Origin of the sequence: Streptomyces griseoluteus, assembly GCF_004784465.1 — a bacterium.
Classification (GTDB): Bacteria; Actinomycetota; Actinomycetes; order Streptomycetales; family Streptomycetaceae; genus Streptomyces; species Streptomyces griseoluteus.
Genome location: NZ_SRRU01000004.1, coordinates 148,942 through 164,214 on the forward strand (window position 1 = coordinate 148,942; position 15,273 = coordinate 164,214).

The 15,273-nt window shown below is 69.4% G+C and carries 16 protein-coding genes; 7 read left to right on the forward strand and 9 right to left on the reverse strand.

Going from position 1 to position 15,273, the window contains the following annotated elements; translation table 11 throughout:
• The first annotated feature begins 141 nt into the window (after positions 1-141).
• Positions 142-1,008: a GNAT family N-acetyltransferase gene (locus E5082_RS12585; protein WP_135791348.1), complete on the forward strand. Its 867-nt coding sequence runs from the start codon at positions 142-144 to the stop codon at positions 1,006-1,008.
• 61 nt (positions 1,009-1,069) lie between these two features.
• On the opposite strand, the gene E5082_RS12590 is transcribed toward E5082_RS12585, so the two are convergent.
• Entirely contained in the window at positions 1,070-1,489 is a 420-nt protein-coding gene (locus E5082_RS12590) for a GlcG/HbpS family heme-binding protein (protein ID WP_135791349.1), read from the reverse strand.
• 93 nt (positions 1,490-1,582) lie between these two features.
• Positions 1,583-2,788, reverse strand: a complete 1,206-nt coding sequence (locus E5082_RS12595) for an MFS transporter (RefSeq protein WP_135791350.1) — start codon at positions 2,786-2,788, stop codon at positions 1,583-1,585.
• A 143-nt stretch (positions 2,789-2,931) separates the two neighbouring features.
• On the opposite strand from E5082_RS12595, the gene E5082_RS12600 reads away from it, so the two are divergent.
• Positions 2,932-3,390 carry a MarR family winged helix-turn-helix transcriptional regulator gene (locus E5082_RS12600; protein WP_135791351.1) on the forward strand — a complete coding sequence of 153 codons (459 nt, stop codon included), beginning with the start codon at positions 2,932-2,934 and terminating at the stop codon, positions 3,388-3,390.
• A 10-nt stretch (positions 3,391-3,400) separates the two neighbouring features.
• The gene (locus tag E5082_RS12605) at positions 3,401-3,853 is read left to right on the forward strand and encodes a GNAT family N-acetyltransferase (protein WP_135791352.1); all 453 of its coding nucleotides are present in this window, start codon (positions 3,401-3,403) and stop codon (positions 3,851-3,853) included.
• Positions 3,854-3,917: 64 nt separating this feature from the next.
• Here the strand turns inward: E5082_RS12605 and E5082_RS12610 are convergent, their stop codons facing one another.
• The gene (locus E5082_RS12610; protein WP_135791353.1) at positions 3,918-5,306 is read right to left on the reverse strand and encodes a serine hydrolase domain-containing protein; all 1,389 of its coding nucleotides are present in this window, start codon (positions 5,304-5,306) and stop codon (positions 3,918-3,920) included.
• Between the two features lie 105 nt (positions 5,307-5,411).
• Positions 5,412-6,893 carry a replicative DNA helicase gene (gene dnaB, locus E5082_RS12615; protein WP_030806092.1) on the reverse strand — a complete coding sequence of 494 codons (1,482 nt, stop codon included), beginning with the start codon at positions 6,891-6,893 and terminating at the stop codon, positions 5,412-5,414.
• A gap of 460 nt (positions 6,894-7,353) precedes the next feature.
• Here dnaB and E5082_RS12620 point away from each other — a divergent pair, with 460 nt between their 5' ends.
• Entirely contained in the window at positions 7,354-8,691 is a 1,338-nt protein-coding gene (locus E5082_RS12620; RefSeq protein ID WP_135791354.1) for an MATE family efflux transporter, read from the forward strand.
• A gap of 126 nt (positions 8,692-8,817) precedes the next feature.
• On the opposite strand, the gene rplI is transcribed toward E5082_RS12620, so the two are convergent.
• From rplI to rpsF, 4 genes are all read right to left on the reverse strand, one after another.
• Positions 8,818-9,264: a 50S ribosomal protein L9 gene (gene rplI, locus E5082_RS12625; RefSeq protein WP_030806085.1), complete on the reverse strand. Its 447-nt coding sequence runs from the start codon at positions 9,262-9,264 to the stop codon at positions 8,818-8,820.
• Between the two features lie 17 nt (positions 9,265-9,281).
• Positions 9,282-9,518, reverse strand: a complete 237-nt coding sequence (rpsR, locus tag E5082_RS12630; RefSeq protein WP_003949403.1) for a 30S ribosomal protein S18 — start codon at positions 9,516-9,518, stop codon at positions 9,282-9,284.
• A gap of 40 nt (positions 9,519-9,558) precedes the next feature.
• Entirely contained in the window at positions 9,559-10,146 is a 588-nt protein-coding gene (locus E5082_RS12635) for a single-stranded DNA-binding protein (RefSeq protein WP_135791355.1), read from the reverse strand.
• Between the two features lie 77 nt (positions 10,147-10,223).
• Positions 10,224-10,514 carry a 30S ribosomal protein S6 gene (gene rpsF / locus E5082_RS12640; RefSeq protein WP_003975025.1) on the reverse strand — a complete coding sequence of 97 codons (291 nt, stop codon included), beginning with the start codon at positions 10,512-10,514 and terminating at the stop codon, positions 10,224-10,226.
• A 275-nt stretch (positions 10,515-10,789) separates the two neighbouring features.
• Here rpsF and E5082_RS12645 point away from each other — a divergent pair, with 275 nt between their 5' ends.
• From E5082_RS12645 to E5082_RS12655, 3 genes are all read left to right on the forward strand, one after another.
• On the forward strand, positions 10,790-11,107 hold the full coding sequence (locus tag E5082_RS12645) for a hypothetical protein (RefSeq protein WP_135791356.1): 318 nt from the start codon (positions 10,790-10,792) through the stop codon (positions 11,105-11,107).
• 182 nt (positions 11,108-11,289) lie between these two features.
• On the forward strand, positions 11,290-12,411 hold the full coding sequence (locus tag E5082_RS12650) for a lipid II:glycine glycyltransferase FemX (protein ID WP_135791357.1): 1,122 nt from the start codon (positions 11,290-11,292) through the stop codon (positions 12,409-12,411).
• 135 nt (positions 12,412-12,546) lie between these two features.
• Entirely contained in the window at positions 12,547-13,578 is a 1,032-nt protein-coding gene (locus E5082_RS12655; protein WP_135791358.1) for an alanine racemase, read from the forward strand.
• A gap of 83 nt (positions 13,579-13,661) precedes the next feature.
• Here E5082_RS12655 and E5082_RS12660 read toward each other — a convergent pair whose 3' ends face one another.
• Complete coding sequence (locus E5082_RS12660) at positions 13,662-15,167, reverse strand: glycosyltransferase family 87 protein (RefSeq protein WP_190045265.1); 1,506 nt, start codon at positions 15,165-15,167, stop codon at positions 13,662-13,664.
• Between the last annotated feature and the right edge of the window lie 106 nt (positions 15,168-15,273).

Below are 15,273 nucleotides of genomic sequence, written 5' to 3' on the forward strand. Positions count from 1 at the left end.
GCTGCCGCGACAGGCCGACGTTTCACGTGAAACAGCGCCGGCCATCAGTGGCTTGCCCCGAGCGGAGAATCTGGCCGGAACCGGTAAGAGGTCTCCGAATCCGGTGGACGTGAGGGGTGCGATTCGTACAGCCTGACCGGCGTGCCGATCTCTTCACTCGCCGCGCTGCCCATCCGCCGTCTGACTCCGCGCGATCTCACCGCCTGCGCCGATCTGTCCGAGGACCGGGGCTGGGCCCGCGAGGAACACAAATGGGGCCTGCTGCTCACCGCCGGCCACGGTTACGGCATCGACGACCCCGACGGTGGCCTAGTCGCCGCGTGCGTCGTCACGGAGTACGGCTCCGCACAGCGGGTGGAACTGGGCGCGATCGGCATGGTCCTGGTCGCCGAGCGTCACTCTCGCAAGGGCGTGGGACGCCGCCTGATGCGCCACGTCGTGGCCGCCAAGGACGGCACCCCACTGACCCTGCACGCCACCCCGCTGGGCCGCCCGCTGTACGAGGAGATCGGCTTCAAGACGGTGGGCCAAGCGGAGATGCTCATGGGGCACTTCACGCCGGACGGATCGGAGCCGTCGGTACTGACGCGGGCCGCGACCGCCGAGGACCTTCCGTCGATCCTCCGTCTCGACGCGGAGGTATTCGGTGTCGACCGCACCCCGATCCTCGTCCGGCTGCCCGCCTTCGCCGACCAGGTCCGCGTGGCGGAGGAGGACGGCCGGATCATCGGGTACACCGCCGCGTGGCCGAACATGCGGACCCATGTCGTCGGCCCCCTGATCGCCCGCGACACCGAGACGGCCAAGGCGCTCGTCGAGTCGCTGGCGGCCCACAGCGACCGCCCGCTGCGCACCGACCTGGACGTGCGCCACGAGGAGTTGCTGGTGTGGGCGAAGGAGCGGGGGCTGGCTCCGGTGATGTCGAACGCGGTCATGATGCTCGGCACGCCCGATCTGCCGGGGGACTGGACCCGCAGGTTCGCACCGCTGACGGTGGCCGCGGGCTGATTCCCGGTATGCCGAAGGCCCCCGCGGTACCACGGGGGCCTTCGGCATGTGTGCGGCTCGCTCAGACCAGAGCGGTCAAGGCCTCGGTGGCGAAACCGTGGTCCTGCTCCGGCGCACCGCCGCCGACGCCGATCGCGCCGATCAGCCGGCCGTCGCGGTGGACGGGGACGCCACCGGCGATGAACAGCAGCGGGCGGTCCAGCGCGGTCGGCAGCGTGTGGAAGAGGCCGCCGGGCTGCACGGCGTCGACCAGATCGGCGGTCGGCGCATTGAGCTGAAGCGCGGTGTACGCCTTGCGGGTGCTGGTCTCGCCGGAGATCAGAACGGCCCGGTCGTCCCGGCGGAAGGCGAGCAGGTGGCCACCGGCGTCCAGGACGGTGACGCTGACGGTGACACCGGCGTCCTCGGCCGCGCGCCGGGCGGTGGCGATGAGCAGCTCGGCGTCCTCGATGGTGAGCGGGGCGAAGGTGGTGGTGCTCATGGTGGGAGTCTCCTTGGAATTTCCTGAGGTGGGGCCGCCCGGGCCGGGGTTGGTCACCGGCGCGGACGGGGTCTGGGTGATGCGGGGCCGGCCTCAGTGGCGGGCGGGCTCCGGCATGGCGGGCGCGTCGGAGGTGAGCGCCGCGCCGGTCCTGGTGCCGCGGCGCTCCAGGGCGGCCGACAGGACGGCGAGCAGCAGGGCGGCTGCGGCGAGGACGGCGCCGACCCAGTTGGGGGCGGTGTAGCCGAACCCGGCCGCGATGACCATGCCGCCGAGCCAGGCGGACAGGGCGTTGCCCAGGTTGAAGGCGCCGATGTTCACGGCCGAGGCGAGCGTCGGGGCGCCGTGTGCCTGGTCGAGGACGCGCTTCTGGAGCGGCGGGACAGTGGCGAAGCCGAGGGCACCGATGAGGGCGATGGTCACGGCGGCCGCGATCTTGTTGTGCGCGGTGAGCGTGAAGAGCGCGAGGACGACGGCCAGGGCGCCCAACGAGACGTAGAGCATCGGCATCAGCGCGCGGTCGGCGAACTTGCCGCCGATCAGGTTGCCGCCGACCATGCCGAGGCCGAACAGCACCAGCAGCCAGGTGACCGAGCCGTCCGCGAAACCGGCGACGTGGGTCATCATCGGCGCGATGTAGGTGATGGCGGCGAAGACTCCGCCGAAACCGAGCACGGTCATCGCCATGGCGAGCAGGACCTGGGCGTTCTTGAAGGCGGCCAGCTCATGCCGCAGATGCACGCCCTCGGGCTTGGGCACCTCGGGTACGAGCTTGACGATGCCGGCGAGGCCGATGACGCCCAGGACGGCGACGATGCCGAAGGTCACCCGCCAGCCGATCTGCTGCCCGATGAGCGTGCCCAGCGGGACACCGACCACATTGGCGACGGTCAGCCCGGTGAACATCATGGCGATGGCGCCGGCCTTCTTCTGCGGTGCCACCAGCTCCGCCGCGACTACCGACCCGATGCCGAAGAAGGCACCGTGGGCGAGGGACGCGACCACCCGGCCGATCAGCATGACCGCGAAGACGGGGGCGATGGCGGAGAGCAGGTTCCCGGCGATGAACAGGCCCATCAGCACCATCAGCATCCGCTTGCGCGAGACCTTGGTGCCGAGCACGGTCATCAGCGGGGCGCCGATCACCACGCCGAGGGCGTAGCCGGTCACGAGCAGGCCCGCGGTGGGGATGGAGACGCCGAAGTCACCCGCGACCTGGGGCAGCAGACCCATGATCACGAACTCGGTCGTGCCGATTCCGAAGGCCCCGATCGCCAGGGCCAGAAGCGCGAGAGGCATGAGGGGGTAGACCTTCCCAAACGATTGCAGGAGCGCTTTACGTGCCCTCACAATAGTTGCAGACGCGGGTTAAATGCAATCGCTGGATATTGCACCCGTGCTCTACCCTGGAAGTCGGCCGCTGTGGAACGGAGGAACACCCAATGACAGCGACGGATCCCGCGCTCACCGCCCTCGCGCAGGGCTGGTGGGCCCTGTCTCTGCTGCACGGGAGAATCGAGACACACATCGAGCGCGCCCTCCAGGCGCAGCACGAGCTGAGCGTGCGCGAGTACTCCCTGCTCGACGTGCTCAGCAGGCAGCACGACGGGGACGGCGGCCACCTCCAGATGAAGCAGGTCGCCGACGCGGTCGTCCTCAGCCAGAGCGCCACCACCCGGCTGGTGACCCGCCTCGAGGACCGCGGGCTGCTGGAGCGCTATCTGTGCCCCACCGACCGCCGTGGCATCTACACCAACGTCACCGAGGCCGGACTGGAGCTGCTGGAGAAGGCGCGTCCGACCAACGATTCGGCGCTGCGCGAGGCGCTGGACACGGCGGCGCTGAACCCCGAACTCGCCCCGCTGGTCAGGGCCGTGGAGTCGCTGCACGCCCCCGCATAAGCTGCGGGCCATGACCGACCTCGCCATAAGGCCCGCGGCCCCGGACGACATCCCGGCGATCGTGGCCATGCTCGCCGACGACCCTTTGGGCGCCCAACGCGAGTCGCCCGACGACCTGACGCCGTACCTGGCGGCCTTCGAGCGCCTGGACACCGACCCGAACCAGCATCTCGTCGTGGCGGTCCGCGACGGCCGGGTGATCGGGACGCTCCAGCTCACGATCATTCCGGGGCTCTCCCGCAGGGGCGCGACCCGTTCCCTCATCGAGGCCGTACGGATTCACGCCGACGAGCGCGGCAGCGGGCTGGGCGGCGAGCTGATCCAGTGGGCCGTCGACACCTCCCGCCGTCTCGGCTGCCACCTGGTGCAGCTCACCTCGGACAAGACGCGCACCGACGCCCACCGCTTCTACGAGCGGCTGGGCTTCACCGCCTCGCACGAGGGCTTCAAGCTGAACCTCTGACAGGGGATTGATGGAGCAGAGGACCCTGTTTCACGTGAAACAGGGTCCTCCGGTATACGGCTTGCTACGGCTGGGCGACCCCCCGCCAGCCCTCCGGGTCCACCCCACCGGGCACCGGCGCACCCTCTTCGTACGGCTGGCGTGTGAATACGAACGACCCGAGGTCCAGGTGGCTCACCGTTCCGTCCGGGCGTCGTACGGCCTCCAGCAACTCCCAGGCGTAGTAGCCCTCCAGACCCGTCCAGGTGCCGTCACCGTTCGGCCGGAACCGGGTACGCCGGCCGCCTACGGCCAACGGCCCCAGTGTGATGCCGTCAGCCAGGACCCGCAGGACGTACGGGTGCGTGCCCCAGTACCAGGGACCGGCCAACTCCAGCACCGACGGGTCGACTTCCTGCAGGGGGCGCCACGGCTCGGGGATGCGCGGTTCGGCCTCCGCGACGATGCGGACGAGGTCGGCACCCACCGCTCCGACCGCGGGTCCGCTGGTGCAGTTGGCCAGCACCACCGCCGCCACGTCGTCCGCCACGCTGAACGTGAGGGCCGCCAGGAAGCCCGGCAGTGAACCGGAGTGCCCGGCGAGCAGCCGGCCGTCCCGGTGCTGGATCTGGAGCCCGAGACCGTACGTGGCGCCGTCCACCACGTCCGCGGGCTCGGCGGGGGCGGCAGGCGTACGCATCTCTCGTACCGACTCGGCGCTCAGCACCCGGTCGTCCCCCCGGACCAGGAAGGCGGCGAAGCGGGCGAGGTCGCCCGTGGTGGACCAGAGTTGGCCGGCCGGGGCCATCAGACCGAGGTCCTCCAACGGCTCGGGCAGCAGTGCGTCGGCCCAGGGGTGCACCGCCCAGCCGCCCGCGTGCGGTGCCTCGGGCTGGGCGCTGGTGCGGTGGAGGCCAAGAGGCTGGAGCACCTCGGCGCGCAGCACCTGCTCCCAGGGGGCGCCCCGGAGTTCCTCCACCAGGGAGCCGAGCAGGGTGTAGCCGGGGTTGGAGTAGTGGTGGCGCCGCCCGGCCGGGTGCAGCCGGGGCTTCTCACCGAGCACGTCGCTCAGCTCGGGGCGGGTCGAGCCTGGTGTCCGCTCCCACCAGGGCGCCGGCGACTCGGCGGCCAATCCGGCGGTGTGCGCCAGCAGTTCGGCGATGGTCGCCTCACCGGCGCCGGTGCCCGGCAGATGCTTCTCCAATGGGTCATTGAGGTCGAGCACGCCCTCGTCCCGCAGCCGCAGCACCAGAACGGCGGTGAAGGTCTTGGTGATGGAGCCGATCCGGTACTGCACGTCCTCGTCCGGCCCGTGCCCGTCCACCGAGGTCCGCGCCCCGTGCCACACCGCCCGGCCCCCGCGCACGACCGCGGCCACGAGCGAGGGCGCCCGCCCCTCGGCCTGCGCGACGGCGATCCGGTGCGTCAACGCCCGGCGCGTCGCCGGCAGCAGCTCTTCGTCCCATGTCGTCATGTGCCCAGTCCACCCGCTGGGACGGGCCACGTCGAGCGCATTCCGTCCAGGGGGTGTCTTGTCGGTCAGGCCGGATCAGGCAGCGGACACCCCCCAGGGCGTGGATCAGGTCTGGGCCATGTCCACGAAGCGGGAGTAGTGGCCCTGGAAGGCGACGGTGATGGTGGCCGTGGGGCCGTTTCGGTGCTTGGCCACGATCAGGTCGGCCTCGCCCGCGCGGGGGGACTCCTTCTCGTAGGCGTCCTCGCGGTGGAGCAGGATGACCATGTCCGCGTCCTGCTCGATGGAGCCCGACTCACGCAGGTCGGAGACCATGGGCTTCTTGTCGGTGCGCTGCTCGGGACCACGGTTGAGCTGCGAGAGCGCGATGACCGGGATCTCCAGCTCCTTGGCGAGCAGCTTGAGATTACGGGACATGTCCGAGACCTCCTGCTGTCGGCTCTCGGCCCGCTTGGAGCCACCGGACTGCATGAGCTGGAGGTAGTCGATGACGACCAGCTTCAGGTCGTTGCGCTGCTTGAGGCGACGGCACTTGGCGCGGATCTCCATCATCGACAGGTTCGGGGAGTCGTCGATGTAGAGCGGCGCGGCCGACACGTCCGGCATCCGACGGGCCAGGCGCGTCCAGTCCTCGTCGGTCATCGTGCCGGAGCGCATGTGGTGCAGGGCGACGCGGGCCTCGGCGGACAGCAGACGCATGGCGATCTCGTTGCGGCCCATTTCGAGGGAGAAGACCACGCTGGGCAGGTTGTGCTTGATCGACGCGGCTCGCGCGAAGTCCAGCGCGAGCGTCGACTTACCCATGGCGGGACGGGCGGCGATGACGATCATCTGGCCGGGGTGCAGGCCGTTGGTCAGGGAGTCGAAGTCGGTGAACCCGGTGGGCACGCCGGTCATCTCGCCGCTGCGCGAGCCGATCGCCTCGATCTCGTCGAGGGCGCCCTCCATGATGTCGCCGAGCGGCAGGTAGTCCTCGCTGGTGCGCTGCTCGGTGACCGCGTAGATCTCGGCCTGGGCGCTGTTGACGATCTCGTCGACATCGCCGTCGGCCGCGTATCCCATCTGCGTGATGCGCGTGCCGGCCTCCACCAGGCGGCGCAGGACGGCACGCTCGTGGACGATCTCCGCGTAGTACTCGGCGTTGGCCGCGGTCGGCACCGTCTGGACGAGGGTGTGCAGATAGGCGGCGCCGCCGACCTTGTTGATCTCGCCGCGCTTGGTGAGTTCGGCCGCGATGGTGATGGGGTCGGCCGGCTCGCCCTTGGCGTAGATGTCGAGGATCGCCGTGTAGATCGTCTCGTGCGCCGGCTTGTAGAAGTCATGGCCCTTGAGGATCTCGACCACGTCGGCGATGGCGTCCTTGGAGAGCAGCATGCCGCCCAGCACGGACTGCTCGGCGTCCAGGTCCTGCGGGGGCACCCGCTCGAAGGCGGAACCCCCGCCTTCCCAGCCGCCGTTCTCACGGCCGCGCTCATGCTGTTCGTCTCGGCCGCCGCGGCCGGAGTCACCGCGGCGCCGGGAGGCGGGGAGACGATCGCTGGGACCGCTGTCGGCCCACGGATCGTCCAAGGGCTCGGAAATGCTCACCGAGCCACCTCCTCCCGTCCGCCGGAGCGGACCTCGCCGTGTCCCCTGTTCTACGGCACGGCACTGACAAAATGAGAGGCCCAACTCCGGTTCCGGTGCGTCGGAAATGTGACGTTTCCACGGCCAGGAGAGGGAGCGGGCGCCGGACCACGGTAGGCCCCCCGGCACCGTCAGCCAATCTGGTTATCCACAGGCCATGTGGACGACGGTCCATATGCTGTGGAGAACTCCCCGAAACCTGTGCACGACCCGGTGGACAGCCCTGTGAACAAGACCTCGCCCTCCTCGGCGGAACGGCACTGACCTGCACCTTTACCGTCCACCGGCTGTGCAGAAGAAAAACTTTCCCAGTCGGACCAAGATCCCCTCGAACGTCGCGCGAAACCTTGCCCTCCGGAAACGAGCGTAAGGGTCACAGCCTAGTTGTATCTCTTACCTGTGGACGGTTAGATTGGTGCGCATGACACAGGCTCCCGCGATCCCCAAGGCCAGCCGGCGACGCCATGACCGGGAGATCGTGGCACTCGCCGTGCCGGCCTTCGGCGCGCTGGTCGCCGAGCCCCTCTTCGTCATGGCCGACAGTGCGATCGTCGGCCATCTCGGCACCGCCCAGCTCGCCGGCCTCGGCGTGGCCTCCGCGCTCCTCACCACCGCGGTGAGCGTCTTCGTCTTCCTCGCCTACGCCACCACGGCGGCGGTCGCCCGCCGGGTCGGCGCGAACGATCTGCGGGCCGCCATCCGCCAGGGCATGGACGGCATCTGGCTGGCCCTGCTCATCGGCGCCGCCGTGATCGCCGTCGTCCTGCCCCTCGCACCCGGCATCGTGGACCTCTTCGGCGCCTCCGCCACCGCGGCGCCCTACGCCACCACCTATCTGCGCATCTCCGCTCTCGGCATCCCGGCCATGCTGGCCGTCCTGGCCGCCACCGGCGTGCTGCGCGGACTCCAGAACACCAGGACGCCGCTCTACGTGGCGATCGGTGGCTTCATCGCCAACGCCGCCCTCAACGCCGTGCTCGTCTACGGCGCCGGACTCGGCATCGCCGGTTCCGCCTGGGGCACCGTGATCGCCCAGTGCGGCATGGCCGCCGTCTATCTCTGGGTGGTCGTCCGGGGTGCGCGGCGCCACGGGGCCTCCCTGCGCCCTGACCTCGCCGGTATCCGCGCCTCCGCACAGGCGGGCGTACCGCTGCTCGTCCGCACCCTGTCCCTGCGGGCCATCCTCATGATCGCCACCGCAATGGCGGCCCGGCTCGGGGACGCCGACATCGCCGCCCACCAGATCGTGCTGTCCCTGTGGAGCCTGCTCGCCTTCGCCCTGGACGCGATCGCCATCGCCGGACAGGCGATCATCGGCCGCTACCTCGGCGCCGACGACGCACCCGGCGCCCGCGCGGCCTGCCGCCGCATGGTGCAGTGGGGCATCGCCACCGGCGTGGTCCTCGGGCTCCTGGTCGTGGCCACGCGGCCGCTGTTCCTGCCGCTGTTCACCAGTGACGCCGGGGTGAAGGACGTGGCGCTGCCGGCGCTGCTGGTGGTCGCCCTGTCCCAGCCCATCTGCGGCATCGTCTTCGTGCTGGACGGGGTGCTGATGGGCGCCGGTGATGGCCCCTACCTGGCCTGGGCCATGGTGGTCACCCTGGCGGTCTTCACTCCGGTCGCGCTGCTCGTGCCCACGCTGGGCGGCGGTCTCACCGCGATCTGGGCGGCCATGACGCTGATGATGACGGTGCGGATGGTGACCCTCTGGCTGCGCGCCCGTTCCGGCCGCTGGATCGTGACGGGCGCGACCCGCTGACCGTTTCACGTGAAACGTGCCGTGGCTTCCGCCCCCGGTCAGGGCCCTGAACACATGAGAAAGGGGCCGCATCCTCGAAAGGATGCGGCCCCTCACCAGCTCAAACGAGCCGAGCGGTCACGGCGATCAGGCCGCGACGACCTCAAGGGTCACCTTGGCGGCAACCTCGGGGTGCAGACGCACGGACGTCTCGTGGGCGCCCAGGGTCTTGATCGGAGCGGTCAGCTCGATGCGGCGCTTGTCGACCTCGGGGCCACCGGAAGCCTTGATCGCGGAAGCGATGTCGGCCGGGGTGACGGAACCGAAGAGACGACCGGCGTCGCCGGAGCGGACGGCCAGACGGACCTTGACACCCTCGAGCTGGCCCTTGATCTGGTTGGCCTGCTCGATGGTCTGGATCTCGTGGATCTTGCGGGCGCGACGGATCTGCGCCACGTCCTGCTCGCCACCCTTGGTCCAGCGGATAGCGAACTTCCGCGGGATCAGGTAGTTGCGGGCGTACCCGTCCTTGACGTCGACGACGTCGCCGGCGGCACCGAGGCCGGAGACCTCGTGGGTGAGGATGATCTTCATGTGTAGGTCACCCTTCCTTAGCGCGCGGTGGACGTGTAGGGCAGCAGCGCCATCTCACGGCTGTTCTTGACGGCCGTGGCGACGTCACGCTGGTGCTGCGTGCAGTTGCCGGTCACGCGGCGGGCACGGATCTTGCCGCGGTCGGAAATGAACTTCCGCAGCATGTTCGTGTCCTTGTAGTCCACGTACGTGACCTTGTCCTTGCAGAAAGCGCAGACCTTCTTCTTAGGCTTGCGCACAGGCGGCTTCGCCATGGTGTTTCTCCTGTGTGATCAAGAAGTGGGATGCGAGCCCTTAGAAAGGGGGCTCGTCCGAGTAGCCGCCACCGCCGCCGGAGCCGGAACCGCCGCCCCAGCCGCCGCCACCCTGGTTGCCACCGGCGGGAGCGCCGGAAGCCCACGGGTCGTCGGCCTGGGAACCGCCCTGGTTGCCGCCGCCGGAGCCACCGCCCCAGCCGCCACCACCCTGGCCCTGGTTGCCGCCGCCGCCGTAACCGCCCTGGCCGCCGCGGGCGCCGCCGGAGGTCTTGGTGACCTTCGCCGTCGCGTTGCGCAGGCTGGGGCCGACTTCCTCGACGTCCAGCTCGTAGACCGTGCGCTTGACACCCTCGCGGTCCTCGTACGACCGCTGCTTCAGCCGGCCCTGCACGATGACGCGCATGCCTCGCTGGAGCGACTCCGCGACGTTCTCCGCCGCCTGACGCCAGACCGAGCAGGTCAGGAACAGGCTCTCGCCGTCCTTCCACTCATTGGTCTGGCGGTCGAAGGTGCGGGGAGTGGACGCGACGCGGAACTTTGCGACCGCCGCACCGGAAGGGGTGAAGCGCAGCTCGGGGTCGTCGACAAGATTGCCGACGACCGTGATGACGGTCTCGCCTGCCATGGGGAACCTCTCGGCGGGATTGCTCTGGCTGCTTGGTTGCTGCTACTCGAATCCCGAGATCAGCTGAGCGGAAAAGCTCAGTGCATCTCGGGGCGGAGGACCTTGGTCCGGAGGACCGACTCGTTCAGGTTCATCTGGCGGTCGAGCTCCTTGACGACCGCAGGCTCGGCCTGCAGGTCGATGACCGAGTAGATGCCCTCGGGCTTCTTCTTGATCTCGTACGAGAGACGACGACGGCCCCAGGTGTCGACCTTTTCCACCTTGCCGCCGCCATCGCGGACGACAGAGAGGAAGTTCTCGATCAGCGGGGAGACAGAACGCTCCTCGAGATCGGGGTCGAGGATGACCATCACCTCGTAGTGACGCATGTGGAACCCACCTCCTTTGGACTCAGCGGCCACGGTCGTTCCGTGGCAGGAGGGTCGTGATGCGTGAGCAACGGTATCGGCCGCCACTGACAACCGAAGGTTCCGCGAGGAACCGTCCACAGTGGGCCGCCACGGGCCAGGGCAGACACCGGTGCAGACGTTACAGACTACCCGCCCACCCGCTTCCGGTTGAAATCCGGCCCTGGAACCCCGCAATCTGTACACATCGGGTGTGTAGGGCGCTACAGTGCGCCGCGATCCGCAGGAGGTGCCTCATGACACAGGCATTGCGACCGACCACCGCCGGCTCCCTCTTCGCCAGTGACGGAAAGCCCCATCCACTTCAGGACACCCTGACGGTGGTGACGCTCGTCCTGGGCGTGCTCGCCTTCGTCACCTGCTTCATCGACGGCCTCCACCTGGTGGCCTCCTGGGCCGGCCTGGTCGGCATGATCACCGGCGCCTACGGCCAGTGGATCTCGATCACCACCCGGGAGCGCTTCGGCCTGGTCGTCGGGCTCGGCGCCTCCGGGGTCGGCTTCCTCATCGGCATGGCCAACGGCGGTCTGTTCGGCGGTCTCATCGGCAGCTGACCCCACCCGGCCGCCCGTCCAGGACGGCATCACGAGCACCCGGAATGTTCCGGTCCGCGAGCGGGCCGGAACACCGGTGCTGTACGCCCCATTCGGGGCGCTCGCATGGCGCAGTAGGCTTCGGCGCGAGAGCCGGAGCCCCTGATCCCATGGGGACACACCAGCCCGAGGAGCGCCCCGACATGAGTCTGACCCTGAGGACCATCAGCCGTGAGCAGCATCTGGCATACATCCAGAGCCTGCCGTCGGCCAGTCACATGCAGGTCCCCGCATGGGCCGACGTGAAGGCGGAGTGGCGTTCGGAAAACCTCGGCTGGTTCGACGAGCGCACCGGCGAGATGGTCGGCGCCGGTCTGGTCCTCTACCGCCAGCTCCCCAAGATCAAGCGCTACCTCGCCTATCTTCCCGAGGGCCCGGTCATCAACTGGTTCTCGCCGAACCTGGAGGACTGGCTCCAGCCGATGCTGGCCCACCTCAAGCACCAGGGCGCGTTCTCGGTCAAGATGGGCCCGCCGGTGATCATCCGCCGCTGGAACGCGGAGACCATCAAGAAGGGCATCCAGAGCCCGGACGTGAAGCGGCTGCGCGACATGGAGGCCGACTTCATCGAGCCGCGCGCCTTCGAGGTGGCCGACAAGCTGCGCCGCATGGGCTGGCAGCAGGGCGAGGACGGCGGCGCCGGCTTCGGTGACGTCCAGCCGCGCTACATCTTCCAGGTGCCGCTGGCCAACCGCTCGCTGGAAGAGGTGCACAAGCAGTTCAACCAGCTCTGGCGCCGCAACATCAAGAAGGCCGAGAAGGCCGGCGTCGAGGTCGTCCAGGGCGGTTACCAGGACCTGGAGGAGTGGCAGCGGCTGTACGAGATCACCGCGGTCCGCGACCACTTCCGCCCGCGCCCCCTGTCGTACTTCCAGCGCATGTGGACGGCCCTCAACACCGAGGACCCCAACCGGATGCGGCTGTACTTCGCCCGGCACAACGGCGTGAACCTGTCGGCGGCCACCATGCTGATCGTCGGCGGCCACGTCTGGTACTCCTACGGCGCCTCCGACAACATCGGCCGTGAGGTCCGCCCCTCCAACGCCATGCAGTGGCGGATGCTGCGCGACGCCTACGCGCTCGGCGCCACCGTCTACGACCTGCGCGGCATCTCCGACTCGCTGGACGAGACGGACCACCTGTTCGGCCTGATCCAGTTCAAGGTCGGCACCGGCGGCCAGGCGGCCGAGTACCTCGGCGAGTGGGACTTCCCGCTCAACAAGCTGCTGCACAAGGCGCTCGACATCTACATGTCGCGACGCTGAGCGGCGGGCGGCCGCCCGTCCCGCCTTCTGGTTCCATAGCCTTCACAAGGCTTCACCGTCACCCGTCCCCGAACACCCCCTCGGGGACGTCCCTCTGAATCCACCGCAGCCACGAGAAAGGTTCCGGGTCCGGCCATGGCGCTCACGCTCTACGTCGACACCGCGCGCTGGCGTGCGCACCACAAGCACGTGCAGGAGCAGTTCCCGGGACTCGTCCCGGTCTGCAAGGGCAACGGCTACGGCTTCGGTCACGAACGGCTCGCGGAGGAGGCCACCCGGCTGGGCTCCGACATGCTGGCCGTCGGCACCACCTACGAGGCCGCGCGCATCAAGGACTGGTTCAGCGGCGACCTGCTCGTGCTGACGCCGTACCGGCGCGGCGAGGAGCCGGTGCCGCTGCCGGACCGGGTGGTCCGCTCGGTGTCGTCGGTCGACGGCGTGTACGGCCTGGTGGGTGCCCGTGTCGTCATCGAGGTGATGTCCTCGATGAAGCGGCACGGCATCAGCGAGCAGGAACTGCCGCAGCTTCACCAGGCCATAGAGAACGTCCGCCTGGAGGGCTTCGCCATCCACCTGCCGCTGGACCGCACCGACGGCTCGGACGCCGTCGAGGAGGTCATCGGGTGGATGGACCGGCTGCGCGCGGCCCGGCTGCCGCTGCACACGATGTTCGTCAGCCACCTCAAGGCCGATGAACTGACCCGGCTCCAGCAGCAATTCCCGCAGACCCGCTTCCGCGCGCGGATCGGCACCCGGCTGTGGCTGGGCGACCACGACGCCACCGAGTACCGCGGCGCTGTTCTGGACGTCACGAGGGTGACCAAGGGCGACCGCTTCGGCTACCGGCAGCAGAAGGTGGCCTCGGACGGCTACCTGGTGGTCGTGGCGGGTGGTACGTCGCACGGGGTGGGCCTGGAGGCCCCGAAGGCCCTGCACGGCGTCATGCCGCGCGCCAAGGGCGTGGCGCGGGCCGGCCTCGCCACGGTGAACCGGAACCTCGCCCCCTTCGTCTGGGGCGGCAAGCAGCGCTGGTTCGCGGAGCCGCCGCACATGCAGGTGTCGATCCTGTTCGTCCCCTCCGACGCTCCCGAGCCGAAGGTCGGGGACGAGTTGGTGGCCCATCTGCGGCACACCACCACGACGTTCGACCGGATCGTGGACCGCTAAGACCGAACCGGACCCAAGCCGACGGAAAGGCCGTGCACGGAATCTCGTGCACGGCCTTTCTCATGCCCTCGGGGTCTGTTCGCTCAGAGTGAACGACCTTGGTGGGGCAGGGGTTCTGGGCCGCCCCAGTCCGTCCGAGAGGGCTCCTCGGGCGCCTCGTGCTCCGGGTGCCGGAGCCCACGCAGGACGAAGCGGTCGGCCGCGCCGTCGAGTACGCCGCCTGAGGGGTCGTCGTCCCCGGCCCGGCGCACCACGTCCCGCTCCGGGCGGAGGATGTCGCGCACGACGACGGCGCACAGGTACAGGGTGCCGAGCAGGTGCAGGGCGATCGCCCAGTGATAGCCCTCGGTGGGCAGACCCTTGTGGGCGTCTCCGCTGGTCGTGTACGCGAGGTAGAACCAGATGCCGAGGAAGTACGCCACCTCGCACGCCTGCCAGATCAGGAAGTCCCGCCACTTGGGCCGGGCGAGGACCGCCAGCGGCACCAGCCACAGCACGTACTGGGGGGAGTAGACCTTGTTGGTGAGGATGAAGGCCGCCACCATCAGGAAGGCCAGCTGGGCGAAGCGCGGCCGGCGCGGCGCGGTGAACGTCAGCGCCGCGATGCCGAGGAACGACAGCACCACCAGGGCGCTGGCAGTGGTGTTCACGAAGTCGATGCTCGGCGGGTTACTGGAGTTCTGGGACCAGATCAGCCAGAACGAACCGAAGTCGATGCCTCGGTCATGGCTGAACGTATAGAACTTCGACCAGCCCTCGAAGGCGAACAGCATCACCGGCACGTTCACCACCAGCCACGTGCCCGCCGCGCCGCCGACCGCTTGGAAGAACTCCCGCCACTTGCCCGCCCGCCAGCACAGCACCAGCAGGGGGCCGAGCAGGACGAGGGGATAGAGCTTGGCGGCCGTGGCGAGGCCCAGGAGCACGCCGAAGGCGACGGCCCGGCCACGGGACCACATCAGCATCGCGACGGCCGTCAGGGCCACCGCCAGGAGGTCCCAGTTGATCGTGGCGGTCAGCGCGAAGGCCGGCGCCAGAGCGAGCAGCAGGCCGTCCCAGGGGCGGCGGCGGTGGGTACGGCTGACGCAGACGGCGATAACGGCCGCGCAGACCATCAGCATCCCCGTGTTGACGAACCAGTACCACTGCTCCTGCCGCTGGATACCGCCGCTGCCCGGTGTGAGCCAGGAAGCTACCTCCATGAACACGCCGGTCAGCACCGGGTACTCGAGGTAGTCCATGTCGCCGGGCAGCTTGTCGAAGTACGGCACGAGCCCGTCGGCGAAGCCACGCCCCTGGTAGAGGTGGGGAATGTCCGAGTAGCAGGCGTGCGTGTACTGCGAGCTGGCCCCGAAGAACCAGGCTCCGTCGTAGCAAGGGGCCTTCTGGACGAGCCCGAGGGCGAACATGCCGATCGCCACGAGCACGACGACCCGGACCGGCGTCCACCAGGACGTCCCGGTCAGGGCGCGTCGCCCGAGGGGGCCGCCGATCAGCTCGCTGCCGGCCGCGGCGATCTCGTCCTCCCGCGTCGGCCGTACCGTCTCCGGTTCACGTACGCGCGCGGGCGTCGTCTCTGCACTGGGCATGGGGCACATCCTGCCGTACTCGCTCGGGAAAGCGCCGAGGGCCGCCGCACCTGGTCGGTGCGACGGCCCTTGTTTCACGTGAAACACCCACGACGGTCGAAAGGAA